This window comes from Bradyrhizobium sp. Arg237L, assembly GCF_029990105.1.
GTDB lineage: Bacteria > Pseudomonadota > Alphaproteobacteria > Rhizobiales > Xanthobacteraceae > Bradyrhizobium.
In genome coordinates this window covers 70796-94652 of sequence record NZ_JAQMIL010000004.1, presented here as the reverse complement: position 1 = coordinate 94652, position 23857 = coordinate 70796, and the positions used below count along the sequence as shown (strand labels likewise).

Below are 23857 nucleotides of genomic sequence, written 5' to 3'. Positions count from 1 at the left end.
ATCCTCTGGGCGCGACTGTCCTTGCATGTCTGCTCAGTTTGCCAGATCCGGCCTCCTCCGTTGCTCCCCTTCGGCGACGAGTTTTTTCTCGTCGTCCGTCAGAAGGCTGGTCTGCTCCGCGCTGATGGGGCCATTGCCGAGGACGCGGACTGTGCTGTCGGAGTCATAGTTCAAGCGGCTTTGCCGGTTGTTGTTTTTTGGCTCAGCCGGACGCTCTTCCTCACCCGATCCGCCACCAAAGCCGAGAAACTCGACGATGATGATCGACGCCTGACCGGAAGGGGTGTTCTGGGTCGGCATGGTGGTCTGTTGGGCCGCACCGGCGAGGTTCGAGGCTTGCGTCAAGCCGCCAATATTCGGCGCCTGGACGGTCGGCACGCCGCTGACACCGCCCTGCGCCTGGATATTCGCCGCATTGACGACTTGCAAAGCGGCAACGTTGACCTTTCCGGAGGAACGGATCCCGGCTTCGCCCACGTCGATCGTGCCCAATGGCGCGATCAGGTCGACACGGGCGGGCGGAATGTCCGGCACCGAGGCGATGGCGGCAATGCCTGCGCCGGTCGAGGGCACAGTCGGACTCAACACTACATGGCCATAGGGATCATAGCGGCGTCGCGTCGGCGTGTAGATCACGGTCGTCTTCGAGCCGTTGCCGGCGTTGATGTCGCCCTCCGCCGACCAGCCGAGAATGTCGCCGCCCAAGGTGGTCATGATGCGCGAGAGACCAAGCAGGATCGAGCCCTTGCTGTAGATTTCGATATTGCCCTTGCCTTGCGTGACCAGCCCCGCCGTGCTCGGGGGAACCTCGCCTTCTACGCCCAACACCACTTTGCCGCCCGGTGCAAGCAACTGGATGTCGCCGCCGAATTCGGTCGTGACGCCCGAGCCGCCGAACAGCGTGATATCACCCTGATAGCGGATCGGGTTGCCATTCGCGTCCCTGTCAGGGAAAAGCGTCGCGATCGACTGGCGACCGCGCAGATAGCTGCCATGACGCGGACTTTCCGTATCGTTGTATTCGATGCCGCCCTGGCGCAGTTCGTTATAGAAGACCGTGCGCAGGAACACCGCCTGCAAATCGCGCGGCAAGGTCTGGAAATAGCTCAGCGCGTCCTCATCCCTGCCGGCAAAGCCGCGCTGCTCTTTCAGCCACGCAACAAGTTCGTTCTCATAGGTCTTGGCGACTTTGCCCTGCTGCTCGGCGAGCGGCGTGCCTGACATCGCAAGATTGGCCGGATCGAGATAGCGCATCAGCGCGGCATAGTCCGGGCCGCTGCTGCCCACGCCAGCCTGCAGCACGATCGAGGCGCCGGGCCGCGTATCACCAGGCACGGCAGGGGCGATGCTTTGCAACCTGCCTTGATCCGCCTGATAGATGTGGCGGCCCGCGGTGAGCGCGAGCACACCAGGACCTGACACCTGCAAATTCGCGTAGATGATGTCGCGGCCGGCCTGGATGACCGAGATATCATCGTCACGGCTGTGGATGATCAGCCCGCCGCCCCCGGCCTCGTCACGCCAATCGCTATTGGGATCGTCGACCCCACCGGCAGCGATGATGTCACGCCCGGCACGCATCCACACCGGCCCGCCGATGTAGAGGGTCGCCGGCACTTCGAATGTAGGCGGTTGAATATATCCGACGTGGAAATTGGTGATATCCCCGTGCACCGCATAGAAACGCATCGGATTTTGATCCGCGCCGTCTCCCAAGATGGCGAGATAATTGCCCTCTGGGTAGCTGGGATTGTAGCCGTAAAAGATCGAATCGCGCGCCAACAGATCAAGCCGCGCGTTCGGCAAAGGCGTCAGATTTGCCTGGCCAAACACCAGCACATCACCACCGGCGGCCACGACGCCGAGAGCCGGTGGATACGGGCGCCCGGTGTAATAGCTGTAGTAGTCCTGCGGGCCCCTTGAGTCGTTGGATGTGATGGGCGCGACCGATCCTCCCGCCGAGAACAGGTCCACGGCAGTGCGGTTGCTCCACAGCGAGAAGCCAGGTCCACCAGTGGACGGCAGAAGACCACGAGAAGCAGCCGGATCAGGTAGGCCTGGATCGGTGGCGTACAGGATGACGAGGTCGCCGCGCGTATTGATCGTGGCGCGACTGTCGCCCAGCGCCAGGTACAGACCGCTATCGGCGTAGTAGTTATAGGGACGCATGGGGTCGATCGGCCGCGGATCGGTATAGCCCAGCGGAATGCCGTAGCTCATTTCGCTCACGAGACCGATAGCGGAGGCGGTGACCGACACGTCGCCCCGGACATTGACGAGCGTGCCTCCGCCCGGGTTGTTCGCATAGTAGAGCGGCGCCGTATTTAGGCGGCCGCCGATATTCATCACGAGATCGCCGCCGCCCGTTTGTCTCAGCACACCATTGGCATCGAGGTAGCCGCCGCCGCCGATCGCGACCACCAAGGCGGAGGCCCTGGTTTCGAACAGCGTGTTGATCGGGCTAATTTCCAAAATCTGCGGCGTCATGACGCCGGCGTCGCCACCTGCGATCACGTTCACATTGCCGCCACCCAGCGCGCCGATGCCGGAAAAGCCCACGACTTGATTCAGCCCCCAGGAATCCGGAACGTAGGCGCCGAAATTGATGCCCCACGCGCCATCTTGCCAGCGCAGCCATTCATTGATGCGACTCTGGTTCGTGTTCAGGTCGGACATATAGTTGTAGCCGGCCATGGTGCCGCCGGCCTCAACGCGCACGTCGCCGCCCCCTGCGGTGAGCCATAGGCCAGTATGGTTTTGAGTTTCAGGTAGAGCCGTGCCGGCGGTGTAGACACCAAAGAGAGAGGCATGCCGGTAATCGCCGCCGGCGATGAGATCGAGATAGCCGGTGCCGGTACGCACCACACTCATCGCTTCCAGGATCCAATCCCCGGCACTATGCCGATCATCGAGGACAAGGTCGCCGCCCTGGCCGAGCGAACGGATAGGCTTGACCGCCCGTGTGTCGCTCGCGGCGAGATCGGCCCCCGAAACGAAACGCATGGACCAGGACAGGGACCCTGGCGCAAGCATCTCCGATACGGCCCACATTCGTCCCTCGCGGCCGTCTGCCCAGTTGTAATCGTCTGGCGTGGGCGGCGGCGGCGCGAAGCCGTCATTGATGCTGCCGTTGACCGTAAAATTGCCGCCAGCCCGCACGACGAGGACGCCGGGCTCACCTGAACCGCGAATGTTGGCGTCCGCCGCGGCGCCGTAGCGATAGTCCGAGAGATCGAGATCGCCACTCGTCACAAGATCGCCTTCACTTGTGATCTCGACGCCAGGACGCAGATGGAACGCGGAACCATAGCCTTTCAGCCCGGCAAGCTGCGCCTGCAACGCGCCATTCACGCTTGCCGCGTCGATGAACGCCGCGTTGTCAGCATGGATGCCATCGAGAAACGCCTGATTGATGATGCCATCCAAGGGCGTGTAGTTGCGGAAACCATTCACGGCGATGCTGGCTGCGCCGAGAATGTTGATATGGCTTGCCGCGTTGATCGCGATACCGTCCCCGCCCACACGCGGCGCGTTGATCTCGAGCCTGCCGCGAGACACGCCATCGGCCGAACGCATGTCGATCGTCGAGCCACCCGCCAACGTGACGGCGCCGTTCTTTGCTGTCAGCTCGATCGAGCCGCGATTGGAGGCTTCGATCGCCGCGCCGTAGCTGTCGGTTTGCAGCACGCTGCCATGCGCGTCGAGAACGGCATTCGATGTCAGCGTGAGATTATCGCGTGCAGAAAGGCGGATGGTGCCGACCTTGTTGCCGCTCGCATCGATCCTGCCGTTCACGATCAGGCTGCCGCCATCGGCCGAAATATCGACGATGCGCGCCTTCACCTCGTCGCCGATGACAAGATCACCGCTCTTGGCAGTGAAGCTGCGTGTGCCCAAGAAGCTGCTCGCGTTGAGCTTGGTATTGAGGCTTGCAAAATCGGCGATGGTGTTCGCAGCAAGCGAGAAGCTGCCCGCGCTCGAGCCGCCGCTGCTCCCACCGCGCAATGTGCCGCCGAATGTTGCCGTGCCGCCGACTGCAGACGCCTTGATCGCCCCCGCGTCGTTGTTGCTGGCCGACACATCGATGACAGAGCCCGCAGCCTGGATGATGCTGCCAGCGCGGCTTTCGATCTCCAGGGTCCCGCCCCAACTGTATTTCGTCACCTCGTAAAAGGAGATCGCGCGGCCGGCGAGATCGATGAGCGCGCCGTTGCCGAGCACGATGTCGTCCTGCGCTGCCATGACCAGGCGCCCGCTCGGCACAGCGACCGTCGTGTCGAGCGCGATGGCAGTACCCTGCAGGCGTATCTCGCCGCCGAGATCGCTGCGCGCCGACGGATCGATGGTCTTGCCCCCGGCATTGACCGTGATCGAGCCGCCGGCGCGGATGTCGATCATGGCGCCGCTGTCGGCGGTGAAGAGCGATGTCGAAATAATGAGGTTGCCGCCGCTATAGGACGCCGCATCCGTGCCGGTGTGATAGACCGACACGCTGCCGCGATTATTGGCGGTAATCTTCTCGCTGGCGACGAGGTCCACGCTCGAGAAGCCGAGCGCCAGCCGCTCAAGCTCGGCGCTGCTCTGGCTGCGCGCCAGCGGATCATAGCCGAAGTGGATTTCGCGCGCCTGGAAGGTAAGCCGGCCGGATCCGGTGCCGGCGCCGTTCGGCTGTACGGCCGGCGGCTTCAGGCTGGCAAAAGGATTCTGCACTGACCCATCGCCGCTTGCGACACCGTTCCAGATCAGCGTGTCGGCGGCGAGGATGGCGGATGTACTATCGCCCCAACCGTAGATCGCCGGCGTATTGAGTACGACCATGGTCTCCACGGAATCGCCGGCCCGACTGCGCGCATCGAGTGCGACATCGCCATAGAACTTGATCGCATCACGCACCGATATCGACAGCCGCTCGAGCGCCGCAAGGTTCGTCGTGGCAGGATTGAGCAGGCGGTCCAACGTTGTCTGCGTCAGATTCCAGCCGGTACCGAGCACACCCGCCGCTTCTGCGGCGGCAAGCGAAGCTTCCGTTCCCACGTTAACGGCCGGCAGACTCAATGCGAGATAGCGTGTGTTGAGCTGCGCTTGTCCAAGCGAGAGTCGATCGGAGGCGATAAATCCGATGGTCCCGCGCGTGCGCAGGATGGCACCGTCTGCCACCGTCAATGTGCTCGGCCGCGCATTCCTCGGAACCACCGCCGGCAACAGATTGAACCATCCGTTCGCGACCACAAGCACAGAACCGAATGGCACGTTGTCTGGGGAGTTGCCGTTCGCAAAGACGTAACCAAGTGTCGAGTCGGGCACCACAAAGGCGCTGCGGGTCGTGTCGAGGACAGCTCCATCTTCGACCGAGACCGCATTGCCAGCCAGGAGGATCTGGCCCGCCTCAAGCTCGGCGCCAGACCGCACCGTGATCGCATCGCTGCTGCCGAAACTGTTTTGTTGAAGAGTGATAAAGCCCCGGTTCGCCCAATACTCCGCTCCGACGAGCAGAGTTCCGGCGTTGAAGCGCGAAAGGTCCTCCGCATCGAGCGCCGCCATGCCCGCAGTGGCCGCGGCGCCAGATGCCTTGATTTCCAGTGGCTTGATGCTCTGGACCAGCAGGGTGCCGGCATAGCCGCCTTCGCCCGGCGCGAACCGGGCGGTGCCCTTGAAGTCGAGCACATCGCCGGCCTCCTCGAAGGAGAGCACGAGTTGCTTGCCATCGATGGGCAGGCGCGCCCGCGTGGTGCCGAAGCGGGCCGCGGTCTCCAGTGCGAAGGTGCTGTAGCTCGCCGCATTGTACTGGGAATGCGTGCGCACCGTCTTTTCGGGCGTGACTATGACCTGGTTCGGCAGGACGGAGCGGATCGCCGTATTCGCGACACCGAGATGGGCACTTGCAACATAGGAGCCATTGCCAAGCGGGGCCGCGCCGTTGTCGCGTGGCAGACCGCCGCCGATCTCGACGCGGTAGGCGCCGGGCATGAGTGCATAGGTTGAAGGCAGCAAGGTGTAAGTGCCGGCCGGAAGTCCGGGAATGCCCGACGGAATGGTGATCTGCTGGCCGATGGCCGGATCGCCTGCTCCCTTTTCCTGGACGACGGGCGCATAACCCGGGGCGTAACCGGGTATGATGGCATAGACCTTGTTGCCCGCCGCGCTGTAACTGAAGGCGGGATTGGCGCTCAAGAGCGGCGTCTTGAGGACATCGACCGAGCCGCCGCGGCCAGCCATGAAGCCCGCGCCGGCCAGTTCGCCACCACCGGTAAGATCAAGCACCGCACCGGGCGCTGCCTCAAACTTGTCCGATGTGATCTCGATCCGGCCCATGGCGTTGAGAGTCATCAGGTCGGGGAGCGTCAATTCAGTGCCATTATAGATGTATTTGACGCCATCAACGGTGCCGCCGTAGGGAATGACAAGGCCCGCCGCGCTGACCGAGGTGACGCTGCCATCCCGCAGGATCACGCGGCCGCTACCTCTATACGGGTCACCCATTTGGATGGTGCCGAGTGGTGCGCGAAGAACGCCGCCCTGGTCGATGACGCCGCCAACAAGTTGCAGCTTGCCAAACACGGACGATGGCATCTGCGCAGACGTGCCGTTGCTGTCGATGGCGAGAACGCTGTCTGGCCGCGATCTGGCATAAGATCCGTCCCAGACAGCACCTGCCATGATCATCGCGGTCGCGCCGGTGACGGGATAGAGCTGCGCCGCCGTGAAAGTCAGATTACCCGCGCTGGTGAATGAGCCGCCGCGGAAACGGACATCGCCACGGCTGAAGAGATGAACGTCCGCAAAACCTGCGACGTCGAGCGAGGCCGACACCATCGCAGGTAATGGACCGCTGGAATCGATCGCGAAGTCATAAGTGCCGGATGCGCCAAACTGGACGGCGCCGATATCGATCAGGTCTGCTTCCACCGTCAGCCGGCCGGCATATCTCTGCGTTGGCGCGAGAGCGAAAAGACGGGGATTGATAATTCCTGCCCTCGCGTCACTTCCTGAACTGGGCACGGAGCCGACGCCCAAACCCATGGACACCACGGGCGCCGCAAGAGAGATCCGCGCCTCCGGCGTCGTATCCGCCACAGCGATGACGCCGCGCTGCAAGGCGAGCCTCTGGCCCATCTGCAGCGAGACATCGCCCTCGAACTGTATGACGTCGGAACTCCAGAGCGAGAGATTGTCGAAGCCTCCGGCTGCGACCTGCTCGACGCTCAGCCGCGCGCGTGCGTAGCCAAGCGACGCATCCTGTTCGCCTGGCTTGAGATCGGCCCGCAAGCCTGAGTACTGGCGCGCCTGCGTCACGGTGAAGATGCGTGGCTGCTTGATCGCTTGAATATCTGTCTTCAAATAACTCGTTGTTTCGAGGATCACGTCGAGGCTGCCACCGGTGGCCCCCGCACCACCTGATGCGGCGCGCATCTCGCCATCGAGCATAAGGCCCGTGGTCGAGGCGAGCATGATCGACCCGCCGCTGCTGGGCAATGTCCCGACATCGGAGCGCAATAGCGGATTGCCGCCCGACGCAAGATCGATTGTCGCACTGGTGCCCGAGACATCGAGGACCGCGCCTGGACGTATGATCACCAGGGCTCCGCTGATCGTGTCCAGCTCGCCATCGCGGTTCGGCGTTAGCGTCTCGATGCCGATCTTGATCGAGCCGCCATTCGGAACTTGCGCAAACGGGCGGCCGCGACCATCAACCCCGGTGACCGCGCGCGCGGCGACGTCGAGCACCGCGTTATCGCCGATCCAGATCGAGCGTCCCGGCACAAAAACAATACCCACGTTTTCGCTTACGCCGCTATTGAGGCTGATTGCACCACCCCAGGCATTGAGCCGTCCATCAATCGTGACCTGCCCGAGCGCCGAAATGGCAATGGACTGGCCGGGATCGACCTCGATGAGCGAACCCGTCCCGACGGATACGTACCCCACATCGGAAAATGCGAGGCTTGCCCCTTTGCGCTGGGCGAAGCTCGCTGTCCTGATGTTTTCGAGATAAAGCGGCGGCGTCCAGATTTCCAGCGCAGCAGCGGGATCGGCGCCGGTGGACGTGGCGTAAGCCGCGTCGGTGAAGCGGTAGACCGGCATCTCCACATCAAGCACGGTGCCGTCTGCGACCGTCACACCGCCGCTGTTGGTGATGGTTCCCTTGATTTCGTACTGCGAGAAGCCCTTCTTGAAAAAGTCGGGCTTCAGGAGAATCTGCCCGGCTTCAAGCGCGGCGTCATTATTGGCGATAAGCACGGCTGCTCCCCCGACGCTGAGCCTGCCGCCGCCTTCCACTCCATAGCCGCGGAACTCGCCATCGAGCACCAACTTGCCCACGCCCGTGGTCGTCGAATTTGCATTGGCGTTGGCCTGGACGGTGACATTGCCGCCCTTGCCGCCCTTGGTTTTTCCGTCGGTGAGGATCGCAGCGCCCGACGACACGTCGATCACGCTGCCGGATTCCATGATGACGCTTTGCGACGATTGCAGCGAGACAGATCCGCCATCGATAGACGCGAGCCGCGGCGCTGTCCGATCCAGGAGACCGTTGCTCCACTGTCCGCTGACATCGAGGGTGACGCCCGCATGCAAGGTGACGGCGGCGAGGCCATCCAGTGTCAGCGCCGTGTTCGTCCGCTGCAGCACGTTGCCCGTGCTGATGCTGCCCCCATGCACGGTGACATCGGCCTTGAAGTCGATGACCGGCGCGATGGAGGACAGCGCGCCGCCGTCCGCCAACGTGAGCGGCGCATCGACGGTGATGCTATCGCGCGTCCTGATCTCCAGGCCGCCCAATCCCTGCGCATTCAAATGCGCAGCATCGAACCAGGCGGTGTTGGCGCGATCTGACGGCAGGCTATCGCCAGGCTTGACCATGTTCGCGCTCGGCAAGATCTGGCCGAGGATCACCTTGGTGACGTAGGCGTCGCGACCTTCCGCCGGCGTATATTTGCCAAGTTCGAGCGAACCGGCCTGCGCGACCACGTTCTGGCCGAGCTTGTAGCCGTCACTCGCTCCGGACGGTCGCTTGCCGGTTTGCCGCTCGCCCGTGACCACGCCGGCGAGGATGTCGCCTTCGAAGATCGAGGTCGGCGTCGACAACACCAGATGGCCGGCATCGCGGCCAACCGTGTAACCGTCCTCCCAGCGGCGGCTCGTGCGGCCCTTTCCGAACGGGCTGGCCCATACCTCCTTAACGTTCCAATGCTCGTGATCGCGGATGAAGCCCTCACCCAGACCCAAGAACTGCATATCTCCGCGCGCATTGTTGATGTTGTACGTGCGGCCGTCGGCGCCGAGGAAATTCGTGGTCGTGATATAGCCGCCTTCGTAGGTAACCGAGCCGCCGGAGATGTCGAAGATCGCGTGCTGTTGCGCGACGACCTCCTTGGCGGAGAGCGTGATGGTGCCGCCGACGGCCGTCCACTCGCCGATCTTGTGCGTGACGTTGCCGAGATATCCGGAAACCTCCAACAACCCGCCTGGCGTGTAGTAGCGGTCGCTCTCATAGCCGCCGGTCCCGCCCGGCACCAGAACGAGATCGCGCAGATCGATCCAGACATCGGCGTTCTTCACGCTGCTGCCTTCGCGATTCACCGGCGAGTCGCGCAGCTCATTACCCTGGATGTTGACTTCGATGTTGTTGGTAGACATCGGCAGCAGGACGCCGCGCGTGCCGGACACATCGAGCACGGCGTTGCTTTCGGCGAAGATGCGCGCCTTTGGCGCCTCCACCACGATCTGCCCGCCTTGCGCCTGGGTGATCGAACCGCCCTTGAACACAACACTGCCGCCGGTGACGATTTCCACACGCGACTGGTCGAGCCGGTCATCCATGGTGGAGAGGTTGTCGAACTGCGCGTTCGCGATCGGACGGTGCTTGATGTCACCCGAGGCCGTGATCAGGGCATCACGCTTGCCGTTCAGCGCGGTGGCATCGCTTGTCAGCTCCGGCAGGATTGTCGTCACGCTACCAGCACCGAGGGTAACGCCGCCTTTCGTATCTGACACCGAGTTCAGAAGATGGATCGTACCGCGCGTGTCGACCGAGGTGGTTGACATCAGGAGGCCATTCTGCTCGATGGTGTGCCCCGCAAGCGTGATATCGCCCTGCTGGCTGAAAACGACCCCGGAGTTCCTCACCAGCCCGCTAGCGCTCGACGAATTGAGGAGCGGCACGATCTCATTGCCGTTCGTGGTCGAAGACTGGTTCGCATCGGTGCCGTAACCAGGCCTGAGGATGAAGTTATCGCCGGCAGCGAACTGCGTTTGCCCCTTTGGCGTCGAGATCGATCCCGCGTTGTCGACCTCCGTGCCCAAGAAGAGCACAAGACCTCCGCCCTGCTCCGCCTTTTGCGGCGCATGGGTCTTGATCTGCGCCCCAGCTTCCACCTTGATCAAGCCGCCGGCATTAATGAAGCTCGGCTGATAGGGGCTGCTGTCCGACGGCTTCGTCGAATAGATGCCGCTGTTCAGAAACTGAGTGTCGGTGATGTGAGCGGTCGAGGCGATCAGCGCGCCGACATTCACCTGCGAGCCGCCACCGAAGATGATTCCATTTTGGTTGATGACATAGACCGAGCCGTCGGCCTTGATGCTGCCGAGGATCTGGCTCGGCCGCGCATCCGCACTGAGGACGCGGTTCAGCGCAACCCAGTCGCGATTGCCCTGCTGGTCGAAGCGTAGATCCGTCCGGCCGCCCACGTTGAAGCTATCCCAGCTCAGGATCGCCCTTTGCTCGCGTTGCTTGATGTTGACGTTGACGCGATCGCCATTGGTAAACTCGGTCGGAAGGTCAGCGCCTCTCCAGAGGTTCCGGTTTACGCTGCCGTCGGGGCCGACGACGCCAGCCCCAATCCGCAAACCGCCCGGCCGCAGACCGTTCGGCACGCTATCCGGCGTCGCCTGCAGCGCCGCCCTTGCCGCGTCTCGCGCCGCCTGCTGAACGGCCTGCTGTGCCTGGATCGCCAGCGCCGCGCGGTTCAGCGAATTGCCGGCGGACTGCGCCGCTTGTGCTGCTTCCTGTGCCGCCGATTGTGCCGCGGCGATTGCCGCCGCAGATGGGGTCGGCGCCGAACCACCAAGGGGACGAGCTGCCGCATGCGGGCTGGACAGTACAAGGGCCGCAATACTCACCCCGGCGAGAAGGGCGGCGTAACGAGCCCTGCAACGCATTGTGTTGATGGAGGAAACTGCTAGGGCGGACATCGGGCGGTTCCTTCAGCCGACAATGGACGACCGACGCAGCAGCGCGATGACGCTGCCGCCTCGGCAAAATTGGCTCTCATTGAGGGAGACTGAGTGACCCCGCAGGTTGAGCAACGTCGGGGGAAGAAATTCTTAAAAAAATGCGGAGTGGTCAGCTCAGCAGGACGATTCCGCCTGGAAGGCGTTGAAGCTTCGCCTGAAAAGTGTGCTCGAGCTGCAGCAACACCCGCTCCATCTGGTCGATCCGGAAGCGGCCGCTGAGCAGTCTTCGCCCGAGCGCAGGGTTCACGAGGATGATGCGGCCCGGCCGATATCGGTTCATTTCCTCGACCGCATCCGCAAGCGGTGTGCTGCGGAACTCGACAATGCCCCGCCGCCATTCCGATTCGACCGCCAGATCGACCGTACCGATCTCGCTCAAGCCGACGCCGTCATATCCGACCCGTTGTCCCGGACGAAGCTCAGCGACATCATCGCGAAATTCGATCCGCAATTGGCCCTCGAAACAAGTCACGTTGACCACGGCATGATCGCTGGTCGCAATGTGGCGGACATCAAACCGGCCGGAATCACTCACCGTCTTTCCATTTGCGGCAAACACGGCCAGTGACCGCGCCAGACGACCCTGCGTCGCAAACGATGCTTCTCCGGCAATCAACTCGATGCAATCCTCCCGCGCGGTCGCCGGACGGATCGCAAGACTTGTCTGTGTATTCAGGTCGATCGCAACGGCCTCAACGAAGCGGATCGTCTGTTGTTGGCCGGTGCCGGTGCGAAAATCGGCCCGCAGTTCCGAAAGCGATGGCCACAGACCAAGCGGCGGATTCATCACGCCGTAGACGGCCGCCGTACCAATCACGGCCGCGCCGCCACCCAACATCATACGACGGTTCAGCGCCGCTTTGCGCTGCCCGAACTCCTTCAGGGGACCCACAAAGTCCATGTCGCGGCCGTGCTGCGCACGGCCAACCACGCCCATCCTGCTCCAAACGCGTTCCGCGTCCGCATAGGCCTTGGTATGAAGCGAGCTCTGCGTACGCCAGCGCAGCGCCGCCTGCAATTCCTCCGGCGTCGCTTCTCCAGACGCGACCTTTTGGACCCAACCGACGGCTTCATGCTCGATGCGGCTAAGATCCGGCCCTTGGCCATGCTCTTTGCTCATCGCACTACCGCGCTTCTTTCCGCACGACGCCCGAGGGTACGGCTCGCAATCTTCATAGTTCTCTATACTAAGACGGTTCTGGGAGGCCGAAACGGCAACGCTATTCCATCAACTCTTTCCAGCGCGACAGACAATGCTTGTGCGCCAGCATCAGCTCTCTGGCAACCAGTCGTCGCGAAATCCTCATCTGATCGGCAATGACCTGGCGAGGGACATTGCCGACACGCGCCGCCAGAAAAATCGCCCGTCGACGCGGCGGAAGTTCTGCCATGATCGTCTCGAATGCCGCAAGCTCCGACCGGGCGATCAGCTCCTCCTCCGCCGTCGGCTGCCCGTCTGGAATCTCCAAAGCGTCATCCAGCTCGACGTTGCGGCTGTGGCGCTTCTCGCTGCGGCGTCGATCATCGGCCGCATTCAAGGCGGCGCGAAAAAGATAATGCTCGGGACGCTGGATAACGCCGGCCGGCTCCAGCCGCGCCAGGCGCAACCATGTATCATGCATGGCCTCACCAGCGAGGTCGGCCGAGCCCAGGCGCAGGGTCAGTCGCTTTTTCAGATCGTCATAGCCGTCGATAAACAGCCTACGCATGATCGCCAAGGCGGTCTCGGTCACGGCGCGGCTCCATGAGCGCGCAGGCGAGCGTCTGCGGTTGCGCAGCCAGGATTCACACCAGGGCCTTGCGGCACGAACAACAGGCGAACCGGCTGTACGAAATCGGCCGGCGGCGGTTCTCTGAATTTCAGCCCGCGCAATGTCTGATCGATCAGTTGATCGGTACTCGCACTTCCCGACGTGCCGACGCGCAAGAGATCTTCAACAGCGCCGCTTTGCGCAATCCAGAACACGGTAACAAGACGGTAGTGATTAGGCCGCGCTTCGTGCAGCCTGCACAAGGTGTCGAGCACATCCTCCTGGATAAGCGCATAATAGCGTTGATGCGCAGCCGGCATCGCTTGCTTCGATTTGTGCTGCGGCGCGGGCGCGAGGACGAAGGTGCCTTCGGCGACGAAGCGGGCAACCAGGCCGGTCCCTGCCAGGAGGCGCTGCAAGGCTTCGGTCGGCGTCAACCGCCCTTGCACGTCGGCCGAGAGTCGCCCGTCCGCGAGACCGCCTTCGTAAAGCGCCTCATTGCCCGTGGCATCGCCATAGCGGCTGAGCGCCGAGGCGAGCGGCTGCGACGGGATCGAAAAATCGATGACTGTCTCGCTCCCTGACTGCGCCAGAACCGGTCGTCCAGCCGGCATCATGCCGGTCAGCGCAAGTCCAATAGCCCAAGGGGCGACATAACTGAGCCAGCAACGCTGCAAATTATGGTGTGACCTAACCGCCGTATCGGCCGATTGAAGCATTTTCACTGCCCGATCAGCAGTAGAAGCTTCGGAAAGACACTGGCTGCTGACGATTCAAGTTGGACGCCAGCAGATCCATCCCCACGCCGGCGAATGTCACGACACTAAAGACGCGATATTACAGTTTCACGACACGCGCGCCGGCCTGCCGAAAGCCTGCAGTTAGATGAATTTGACCAGGCTCATCTGGTAAAGCATCGATGTCGTTTGATAAGACGCCTGCAGAGCCGTCTGCAGTGCCAGGATCTTGGTCGCGACTTCGTCGTCATTGATGCCTTCGATGGAATCCAGCATCGTTTGCGCCATCGCCTTGGTTTGAACTTGCCGATCGGTGGCCGCTTTGATCGAGCCCTGCGCGCCGGCGAAGTCCGCCTGGATATCTTCAATCGTCTGGGTCCCCGGGACCGTTGCCAAACTGTTAGCGACGCGCTGGTTGAGCGCAGTGACCTGGGCATTGGCATAGGGGTCCGTCGCCGATGTGGTCACAGCCGCGAATACCGCCACCGTCTGCAGTTGCGAACGCAATGCGGGTTCGTCGGCTCTGGCGCCATATTGCACCGTGATGGATGTATCGATCTGGGCTACCGCCGATCCGCGCGCCGAACCGTTCGCAGCAGTATTCTGTTCGCCGTTGTACCAAATCACGGTGTTGTCGGGAGTGCCGGCCACAAGCGTCGTGGCCGGGGCAAGCGGCGTCGTGCCGACGCGCAGCGGAGGTTGATCGAAAAAGTTATCACCGGCCTCCATCGCAGACGCTGCCACCATCGGACCGTTCGCCAGATTCTTCATCGAGGTCCCGAGCGCCGTGTTCAGGTTGGCCGCGGTCGCGGTGGGATCGGCCCCAATCAGGAAGCTGTTGGCGGCGAGCGGCGTGGTGTTCGACGCCGTCATGACAATATCTTCTTTGGTGCCGTCCGGCATGGTGAAGGTGAACTTGACCTGGTCGCCGGGCTTCGGATTGGTCGCGCCAAGATCGACCGACATGGACTTCTGCACCGGCGTTGCCGGCGGCGCCGGCGGAACGGTCGCGGGCAGGTCGACGGGCTGGGTGACGGTAGCGCCCGTTATATTTGTGGATACGCCGGTGAGCTTGATCCCAAACGGCTGCGCCTGCTGCGGAGGCGCCGGTGTTGCATCCTCCTCGGTGAGAACAACCGACGTTGCCGGCGTGCCGATGGCGTTGCCGACGCGCCCATTCTGATTGACACCGAGATCCGCGATCTTTCGCTCGGCGATGACCTGCTTCAGTCCGGCGACCTGCGCGCCGCGACCGTTCATGATCTCATCGGCCGACGCCACGGGCGCGGTATCGGTAGCACGGCCGGAAAACAGATAGCGATCGCCTGACTTCGCGTTGAGCATGTCGACTGAATCGGTGAAGTCGAGCAATGCGGTCTTCTGGCCGGAGGTATGGCCCGCATCGTCGAGATCCGTGCTTGCGCTGACGGCGGCGCCCTTCACTTCCGACCCGATCTTCACCAGTTGCTGCAGTGAAAGGTTGACGACACCAATGCGCGTGTTCAGATTGGTCGCAGTATCGGAATAGGCTCCTATCCCTGTGATCTGCGCGCGCAGCGCGATCGCAAGGCTGCGGCCACTCCCCTGTCCAGCGTAAGTATTGGAAATCTTGCCGGACGCGAGCTGCTGCGTCAGCGTATCAAGCTGACTGCGCAAATCGAGAATGCCCGAGCCGATATAGGATGTGCGTTGACTAACCCCGGATATTGTCATGGCTGCCTCAGAATACCTGCATCAGGGTCTTGTACATGTCGTTGACCGCCGACATCACGCGCGCGTTTGCCGAATAAGCGTTCTGTAACGACAAGAGATGCGCCATCTCTTCATCCATGTTCACGCCCGAGGACGTTGACATCTTCTGCTGGAGCGTGCTGAGCACGACGTTCTGACCATCGGCAAGCTGCTTCGCAGCGTCGGCATCTGCCCCCTGCTGACTGGTGAACTGTCGCATGAAGCTGAGCAGCGTGCCCTTGAACGGCGCGCTCGCACTACCAACCCCGCTCTGCGCACCAAACGTGTAAGTCGCGTTGCTCAGCTGATTGAGGATGAACGAGGGCCGTGTGGTGTCTCCTGCCGGCGTCGAACTCCCGTACGTCACGAGCTTGGCAGGATCATTGATCAGCGCACTGTTGACCGTCAGGCGTCCCGCGAGACCCGTTATCTGAGATCCGGACGCGCTGATCGCACCGCTGTAAGGTGAACCGCTGTCAGTGAAGAGATCGATCTGCGGGCTGCCATCGCTCAAGGCGTTCGTGCCCTTGGTGACCGTAACCGAGGCGCTATCGATCCGGGCGAAAGCGGGATTGCTCAGAACGCTCAGCGATGTGCTTGTCCCGCTGAATGTGACGTTGCCACCCAGAGCCGTGTTGAGCTGATCGAGCACCGACGAGAACGATCCGGAGAAATCGATCCCGATCACCTGATCATTCGGGTCCGCCGTCACATCATTCGACAGCGGCAGCACGCGGGGGTCGTCAACCCGCACGAGGGAGATTTGGCGCTGCTGATTGGTCGCCGCATCAGTATAAGTGAGATGAATGACGTTGCCGGATTTCATGCCCGAGACATCGAGCGCAAACCCCGAAGGAGTTCCGGCCGGGACTGGCGAGCCCGTTATCGGCGTGCCCGCTGTTGTCTGATCGGACAACGCGCTCGACAGCGACGCAGCGAACTGGTCGAGCTGGTTCTGTGCAGTGACTAACGTCTTGTCTCGCAGCTCGGTATAAGCCGCGATCTTGCCCGATTTGATCGCACCGGTAGCCGTGAGATCGATCGACGCGCCACTGCCCGGAAACTCAAGTATGACGGAGCCAAGCTGGCTCTGATTGGGATCGCTGCTCCAAGTCGTATTTGCACCAACGGTGGCCTGAGCATTGAACGACAGGGTCGCGGCTTCGTTACCCACGAGCTGGATGCCCGAGCCGGTAAAAACCGTGACCTGGTTGGCGCCATTGGTCGTGACACGGATGTCCATCAGCTCGGACAGCTGATTCACATACTGGTCACGTTGATCGAGCAATGCGGCGGTCGACGCATCGGTAGACGTGCCGCCGGATGGATTAGCCTTCAATTGGTTGTTGATTGACGCTATCTGCTTGAGCAGATTGTTCGCCGTCGTGACCGAGTCCTTGATGCCGGTCTCTGCGGTGCCGCGCAAGGTTTGAATACCTTGCGTCATCGAGTTCAGTTGTTGCGTGAGCGTCGACGCCGCGTTGAGAACGCCTATTCGGGCCGACTGGCTGTCAGCGCTGGTGGTGAGCGCCTGCAGCGCCGTCGTGAGGTTGTTAAATGCGCTCTCCAGCGTTCCGATTGAACCCGGGTCTCCATAGAGGCTTTGCAGTTGCTGCAGAACGTTTGAGCGAAGCGAGGCATACGACGCGCCCGACGTTTCCGTGCGCAACTGCGCCTGGATATATTGATCGAGTTCACGATTGATCCCGGCGACGACGACGTTGCTGCCATGTGCACCGGCATAGGACGTGACCTGGTCGAGCGTCTTGCGAACGTAGCCGGGCGTTTCCGCATTGGCGACGTTCGATGAGACTAACGAAATCGCCGCCTGGTTGGCGCGGAGGCCGGACATGGCGATGGCGAGGGCGTCATTCAGACTCATGACAAGATACTCTCAAGCGGTTACGTGCGCGCCCGGTGTCAATTACCGCATCACGTTCAGGAGATCCTGGACCATCGTGTTCGTTGTCGTGATCACCTTGGTGTTCGCCGAATAGGCCTGCTGCGTCACGATCAATTTTGTGAATTCGTCAGCGATATCAGTGTTCGAAGATTCGAGCGACGAGCCCGAAATACTCCCGCCTTTTCCATAGAGCGCGTCTCCGGATTCGTTGGTCACTTCAAAAGCGCCGCCGTCGACACGCTTCAGGAAGTTGGCGCCGTTGAAGGTGGCAATAGAGACCTCCGCGAGATCGATGGTGCGGCCGTTCGAGTAGGTGCCGACAACACGTCCCTCGTCGCTGACCGACACGCTTTGCAGTTGACCTGCGGCGTAACCGTCCTGTTGCAGTTGGTTCACTTGCACGTTGCCATTGGTGTCCGCAAACGACGTTAGTCCGCCGGTGCCAAATGCCATTGTGACGTTACCCAGGCTGGTACCATCCACGGTAAGCCCGGCCAGCGTGATCTGACTGACCACCGGCTGCATCTGCCCGTTCGGACCAAACTTGAAGTCCGTTCCGACGTTCTGCCAGGCAACGGTGTTTCCGGTCGCGTTGGAATTGACCTGGTAGAATAGATTCCAGGTATCCGTCCCCCCCATGGTGGACGATTCAACCTTGGCCCAGCGGAACTGCAGGCTGACTGGAGCGCCGTTGCCGTCATACACGGTCCTCGCGCCTCCGCTTATCGACTCATCCAGGAAGGCTTGATTGTCGCTGCCAATGACGACGCCGGTACCGGCTGTCCCGCCGCCCGCACGCATCCCGACAACGGTGCCCGAGAAGCCCAGCGCTTGAAATGCTGCCACAGCCGATGCGGAAGAACCTGCGGCAAGGCTGAAGTCGTTTGCCGTACCCGTATTCAAGGTGATCGCGCCGGTGCTCGACACGCTGGACACCGGTGATGGCGAAACATTGCCTGTAAGACCGTCAATGGTGGTTAAAAGGCTTCCAACCGTCGCGGTGGCGAGATCGACAAAGGTCGTTCCGGCGACAGGCGCGGGCGCGGCTCCGGTATAGAACGAGATCGTCTTGGTTGTCGTGACACCGCCCGTGGTGGTCTTCAGCACCAGCGTGTCACCGCTGGCAAAGCCTGCCGTGAGCGAATCCGTGCCCGCCGCGCTCACGAGCGACGTTGCTGCGGAAATGGGCTTCGCTATCGTCTCGAGGTTGTTCCGCGCATTACCGGTCACGGGTGTATTGGCAAACGGCGTCGCGGCCGTTCCAAGGGTTCGTGGATTGGATATGAAATCGGCAGGCCTCAGCAATTCCGAGCCTGGCACTGATGTTTGGTGCTTGGTTGTCAGCGGGTAGCTGGCGAGATTGGCTCGATAGTCGATCTTGGTGGTTGCCTGCGACGGCAGGAAATCGTTCTGGAACCTCAGGACTTCTGGCGTACTTCCGGCGGGATTTCCGGTCGTCGGATCAATCTTCACGCCCTCGAGATAGTAGCCGGCACCGTTAACGAGATATCCGTTTTTATCCAGCGTAAAGTCGCCGCGCCTTGTGTATCGGTTGACGCCGTCGAATATCGGCTGGCTGTCAGATATGCTGCCCGGCTTCTGCACGGCGAAGAATCCGTCGCCGTTGATCGCCATGTAGGTGGAGACCGAAGCCGACTGAACGGAGCCGGCAAGCGTGTTGGTGCTGCGCGAGTTCGCAACCACGCTGCCTGCAAGCTGCGCGTTCGTGCCGGTGTCGGGAATGAGGTCAAGGAAGCTGGTGTCGATCCGCTTGAAGCCGGTCGTCTGCGAGTTCGCGATGTTACCGGAAATGTTTTCCAGCGCGTACGAGTTTGCCCGCAGTCCTGCAACGGACGTGGTAAGGGCGCCGAAGATACCCATTACATCATCTCCAATGGATCCGGGCGGCCGCCGGGATGCTTCAGGTGTCATGGCCGCAACCGCTGGAATTGTTGCAAGCCGCCTGCCAATGAAAAAATGCAATAAAATCAGATAGTTGAGACTTCGCGATAGCAGCAAGACCGGATCAAAATTGCCGGACCGAGCAACTTTTGCCCACCTGTTCGCGTGTCGCGAATACGACGTCGCCTTGCCGGGGACGTCGTCGTCCCGAGGTCAGTTGACCGCGGCGAAGCCAAGCGCCGCGCGGACGGCTGGATCGATACGTGCTGGAGTCCAGGGCGGATCGAACGTCATCTCGACATCGACCGAGTCGACGCCCGGCACCTCCGCGACACAGCTGGTCACGCCTTCTTGCAGGAAACCGGTCGCGGGGCATCCTGGGGTGGTCGCCGTCATCGTGATGCGGACGGCGCCTCCGATGACCGAGATGTCATAGACGAAGCCGAGATCGACAATGTTGTGACCGAGCTCGGGATCGATCACGACACGCAGCGCGTCCCTGATACGGTCGACGAGTTCGCTTGTCATGACGGAGCCCTCACGGTCAGTTCGTAGGTCGCGCCATCAGGCGTGAACCCGCCGAGCCAGCGGTATCCACGCTTCTCGAGCTGCGGAAACAGAAAGACGGGCTCGCGGCGCAGCAGCGCGGAAAGAGTCTCGCCGGGACCTAGTTTCTCGGCGGCTGCAAGGATCCGGACCATGGGCTCAGGAGGATCGAGATCGCGATTGTCGAGCGTCACAGTGGGCTCCGGCCAATTGTCGAAGCTCGGCGTGCCGCTCGGAGCAGCCGTGTTCTCCGTCGCCTCCACCGGCGTAAACAGAACTTCCCATTCGCCGTCGTCGAGCGCGCGCTCGGAATGCACGAACCCTCTGTCTGCCATGACGGCGAATAGCGGGATCGGCTTGAACGTGGCGTAAAGGCGGAGCCCCTGCCCAGGCTCTAGGCGTTCGAGTGCGGCCATGATGACCGAGAACGGTTCGCCGCCTGCACGCAGGATCGGACGAACATCTACGTCGATGTATTCGGTCATGCTTCTTCCCTCCGTTTCGTTCTAGTTCCTTGCGAACAGCAGATGGGGCGCGCGGGCGCCGCCCGGAAGGCGCAGCGGATTCGCGACATCCGCAAGCTGCCGCGTCCGGATCACTTCGCGAACGACGCCGATGACTCCGGCCGTCATCGCCATCGCGGCCGCTCGGAATCCCCAGGGTTGGCCGACCAGCAGCATCAGCGTTCCGGTCCAGACGCCCGCGTAGTAGATCACGAACCACTTCGATGCCCTCCGCTCCGCGACGAGGTCCTGAACGCGGGGAGTCGGGGTTCGTCCCATCACGGGACCATAGGTCTCCAGCCAGGTCAGGAACGCTACGATCTTGTAGAGCTTGGCGAGGACCAGGCCCGACAGCCAGCCGAAGACGGCGAGGAAGGCGAACGCGCCCACATGCGCGGCAAAGTCGCCGGTCACGACAAGCGCTGCACCCAGAAGCGCCGTCCCCGCCAGGCTCGCGAAGGACAGCGTCGCCATCCGCGTATTGAGCTCGAGCTGGCGGCGCTTGCGCGCGCGGAAGATTGCGCACACGTCGCGCCCGTATAGAGCGGCAGTCGCCAGGCCGAGGACCGCGGCAATCGATAGCACCACGTCCATTCCGGCAAAGAGCTCGACCGCGAGGACGCCGCCGACCACTGTGACGGCGATCGCGAGCGCGCCCGCCATCAACGTCGTGCCGCTTTTCCGGTCGTCGACGTCAGGCGAGAGCATGAACATGGACAATAGCCGGTAGCTGACGCCCATCGCCGTCAACGTCAGCCAGCCGCCAAGACCGGCGATCGCGTGCAGTGGCACGCCGCCGGCCAGAAGCGATTGCCCGGTCGATCCCGCCCACCCCACGAGTGCGAACGCGAACACCGCGCCGAAGGCGACGGTGACACAGAGCGAGGCCAACCCGACGAGGACGAAGCGGGCCGGCCCCACCGGCCGCAACCATGCGGTCAGCCCGAGATCGACGACGATCAGCCCGAATCCAGCGATCAGTAGGACCGCGCCGAGCGGAAGCAGCCAGAGCCAGGCCGGCAGCCGACCTCCCAATGCCAGGAAGCCCGCGAGCAGCGAGGCGAGACCGGCGGTCAGAAGACCCAGAGCAGGCAAGGCCCACTTCTCCGAGAACAGCGGCTTCGCCACGAGCACAGGCACGAACTGGAACAGCGCGCCGCACATTGCGAGGCTGAGCCATCCGATGCAGACCACGTGCGCGAGGACGAGCGTATCCGGTGCTGCAACATCGGCCGCGGGAAAGCCGACGCCCGCCACCATCAGCGCCAGCGCGACGAACAGCCAGGCGATCGCCATCGCGAAGTAGCTCATCGTCCATCGTGATATGCTGGCGCCGATCATCGTGATCTCAGAACTCTCTGCATCGTCGCCGCGGGCGTCTTTCTCTTTCAATGACGGTAATCGTAGGTCGTCACGATCGAGGGCTCTTTGTCGGAGCACAAATTGCCGTGTCCTTCACATAGAGCGTTTTCGAGCGAAGTGGACACCGGTTCGCGTGAAGAAAACGCGTCAAAACAAGAATCTAGAGCTTCGGTTCTGATTCCATCAGAACCGAAGCTCTAGCTGTTTGATCCCCGACAAAGATCGAACCGCCCCAAATCTGCAATATCGGGTTCATCATGAACGGAGGACGCGATGCGGATTTTCGAAAGATTGCGACGACGAAGCCGAAGAGATCGCGTGATCGAACGCAAACTTTTCGAGGCTATCACCGACGATATTCTCCGGAGGCTCGAGGAGGGAACGTCGATCCTGATTTTCCCCGAGAGCAAGGCTGCCTGCTGCCCGGTCGAAGAGAAGGTGCGTCAATAGGTCTGGCTTTGCGCTATATCAATGCGCCTGTCGCTTTCGGCAATAGAATAGCTGTCAATGTGTGGCGCTGCCCCAGACGGCGGCTGGCTCCCGCCATTCGACTTACTAAAGCCTGATGCGATTTGATTAAATCCGCAGCGACTGCTTTACCTCTCCCGCTTGCGGGGAGGTCGGCGCGCCAGCGCCGGGTGGGGGCTCTCTCCGCTTGCAAGGACAGCGTGAATCGCGGAGACACCCCCACCCCGGCCCTCCCCCGCAAGCAGGAGAGGGAGCGCAGTTGCCATCGGGGATGCCAAGCGATCTGATCGCATCACGCTCTGGCGAAGCTGAGGCCGGTAGACCGTTACTTGGACGCGGTCTTGCCGGCTTCGAGTTTGTCGAAGAGCGTCGCGAACACCTGCTTTGCCTTGCCGCTCTGTGGGACTGCCTTGGCCTGATCGACGTTGCCGGGCGTTCCGACCACGATCATCGCGACCATGCCCATGCCGTAGTGGGGAAGACACTTGATGCCGTAGACACCCTCCTTGTCGAATTTGACGGCGACGTCTTCGCCGTTCTTGCCGACGAACGGCGTTGCGCCTTCCGGAAGCATGCCCTTGATGGATTCGGCGTTGTGGCCCTTGTCGGTAGACAGGAACTTCACGGCGTCGCCGGGTGCGATCTTCACGAAGGCCGGCTCGAACACCATCACACCTTCGGCGCCCCTGTTCAGGAGCTTGACTTCCACCTCCGCCGCCTGGGCGCTTCCGGCCAGGATTAGAGCCGCCGCGGCGCCAACCAACATCGCAATTTGTCTCATGCTTTCCACTTCCTGAAACTTGCGCCCGAGGTCCACCGGGCTCCCGCAACTCAGATATCCCCGCCTCGCCCGGTCTAGGTTGCGCCAGCTCAACTTCATCGTAGAATCCTGGACTAAGAACCCTGACGAGCCGTTGGGGCTTGCATCGGCCGCGGATAGTCGCCGCCGCATGTTGGAACGAGGATATCCATGGCCGCAGTCGACCGCTCGCTGGTCGCGAACCTGCCGATGTTCGCCGGGCTTACGCCCACCGAACAGGACGAACTGCTGCGCGAGGCGCGTTCGATTCGATACCCGAAGGGGGCCGCGGTGTTCGACCAGGGCGCCGAGGCGGACCGCTTCTTCCTTTTGCTTCACGGACATCTTCGGGTCGAGAAGACGACATCGCAGGGGCAGCAGTCCGTCGTCCGCTACGTCTCGGCCGGCGAACTCTTCGGCGTCGCGCAGGCCATGAACCTGACGCAATATCCGGCAACCGCCGTCGCCGCCGTGGACAGCATCGCGCTCGCCTGGCCTTCGTCTTCCTGGCACCGCCTGATCGTCAAATACCCGAGCCTTGCCAGCACCGCGCTCCAAACCGTGGGGAGCCGTCTTCAGGACACCCAAGCGCGCGTCATGGAAATGTCGAGCGAGCAGGTCGAGCAGCGCGTCGCCCACGCGCTGCTCCGCCTCGCCAAACAGGCCGGAAAGAAAGTCGATGCCGGTGTCGAGATCGACTTCCCGATCAGCCGGCAGGACGTCGCCGAGATGACCGGAACGACGCTGCATACCGTCAGCCGGATTCTCAGCGCGTGGGAGCAGCAGGGTCTGGTCGAGGGCGGCAGGCAGCGCATCGTTCTGCGCGACACGCATCGGCTGCATCACCTTGCCGAAGGCGAAGAAGCTGTTCAGGCACACAAGCGCGGGCCCTAGAGCATGATCCGATTCCTTCTAATCGGATC

13 protein-coding genes are annotated in these 23857 nt (G+C 62.2%); 2 read left to right on the top strand and 11 right to left on the bottom strand.

The window, feature by feature from the left end:
* Positions 1-33 precede the first annotated feature (33 nt).
* From OZ411_RS03520 to OZ411_RS03475, 10 genes are all read right to left on the bottom strand, one after another.
* Positions 34-11190: a filamentous haemagglutinin family protein gene (locus tag OZ411_RS03520; protein WP_282526824.1), complete on the bottom strand. Its 11157-nt coding sequence runs from the start codon at positions 11188-11190 to the stop codon at positions 34-36.
* Positions 11191-11341: 151 nt separating this feature from the next.
* Positions 11342-12352, bottom strand: coding sequence for a FecR domain-containing protein (locus OZ411_RS03515; RefSeq protein WP_282526823.1), 1011 nt, complete (start codon positions 12350-12352; stop codon positions 11342-11344).
* Positions 12353-12452: 100 nt separating this feature from the next.
* Entirely contained in the window at positions 12453-12965 is a 513-nt protein-coding gene (locus tag OZ411_RS03510; RefSeq protein WP_282526822.1) for a sigma-70 family RNA polymerase sigma factor, read from the bottom strand.
* Positions 12962-13597, bottom strand: coding sequence for an STN domain-containing protein (locus tag OZ411_RS03505; RefSeq protein ID WP_282526821.1), 636 nt, complete (start codon positions 13595-13597; stop codon positions 12962-12964). The genes OZ411_RS03510 and OZ411_RS03505 overlap by 4 nt, the downstream gene beginning before the upstream one ends.
* Positions 13598-13864: 267 nt before the next feature.
* Positions 13865-15433, bottom strand: coding sequence for a flagellar biosynthesis protein FlgL (locus OZ411_RS03500; protein ID WP_282526820.1), 1569 nt, complete (start codon positions 15431-15433; stop codon positions 13865-13867).
* A 7-nt stretch (positions 15434-15440) separates the two neighbouring features.
* Positions 15441-17333, bottom strand: coding sequence for a flagellar hook-associated protein FlgK (gene flgK / locus OZ411_RS03495; protein ID WP_282526819.1), 1893 nt, complete (start codon positions 17331-17333; stop codon positions 15441-15443).
* Positions 17334-17375: 42 nt separating this feature from the next.
* Positions 17376-19235: a flagellar hook-basal body complex protein gene (locus OZ411_RS03490; RefSeq protein ID WP_130577329.1), complete on the bottom strand. Its 1860-nt coding sequence runs from the start codon at positions 19233-19235 to the stop codon at positions 17376-17378.
* Between the two features lie 234 nt (positions 19236-19469).
* The gene (locus OZ411_RS03485) at positions 19470-19784 is read right to left on the bottom strand and encodes a metal-sulfur cluster assembly factor (protein WP_282526818.1); all 315 of its coding nucleotides are present in this window, start codon (positions 19782-19784) and stop codon (positions 19470-19472) included.
* Positions 19781-20287, bottom strand: a complete 507-nt coding sequence (locus OZ411_RS03480; RefSeq protein WP_282526817.1) for a DUF2249 domain-containing protein — start codon at positions 20285-20287, stop codon at positions 19781-19783. The genes OZ411_RS03485 and OZ411_RS03480 overlap by 4 nt, the downstream gene beginning before the upstream one ends.
* A 21-nt stretch (positions 20288-20308) precedes the next feature.
* The gene (locus OZ411_RS03475) at positions 20309-21697 is read right to left on the bottom strand and encodes a hypothetical protein (protein WP_349016973.1); all 1389 of its coding nucleotides are present in this window, start codon (positions 21695-21697) and stop codon (positions 20309-20311) included.
* Between the two features lie 288 nt (positions 21698-21985).
* On the opposite strand from OZ411_RS03475, the gene OZ411_RS03470 reads away from it, so the two are divergent.
* Positions 21986-22117, top strand: coding sequence for a hypothetical protein (locus OZ411_RS03470; protein WP_282526816.1), 132 nt, complete (start codon positions 21986-21988; stop codon positions 22115-22117).
* Positions 22118-22460: 343 nt separating this feature from the next.
* On the opposite strand, the gene OZ411_RS03465 is transcribed toward OZ411_RS03470, so the two are convergent.
* The gene (locus OZ411_RS03465) at positions 22461-22916 is read right to left on the bottom strand and encodes a pseudoazurin (RefSeq protein WP_282526815.1); all 456 of its coding nucleotides are present in this window, start codon (positions 22914-22916) and stop codon (positions 22461-22463) included.
* A 189-nt stretch (positions 22917-23105) separates the two neighbouring features.
* Here OZ411_RS03465 and OZ411_RS03460 point away from each other — a divergent pair, with 189 nt between their 5' ends.
* Complete coding sequence (locus OZ411_RS03460; protein WP_282526814.1) at positions 23106-23828, top strand: Crp/Fnr family transcriptional regulator; 723 nt, start codon at positions 23106-23108, stop codon at positions 23826-23828.
* Positions 23829-23857 lie beyond the last annotated feature (29 nt).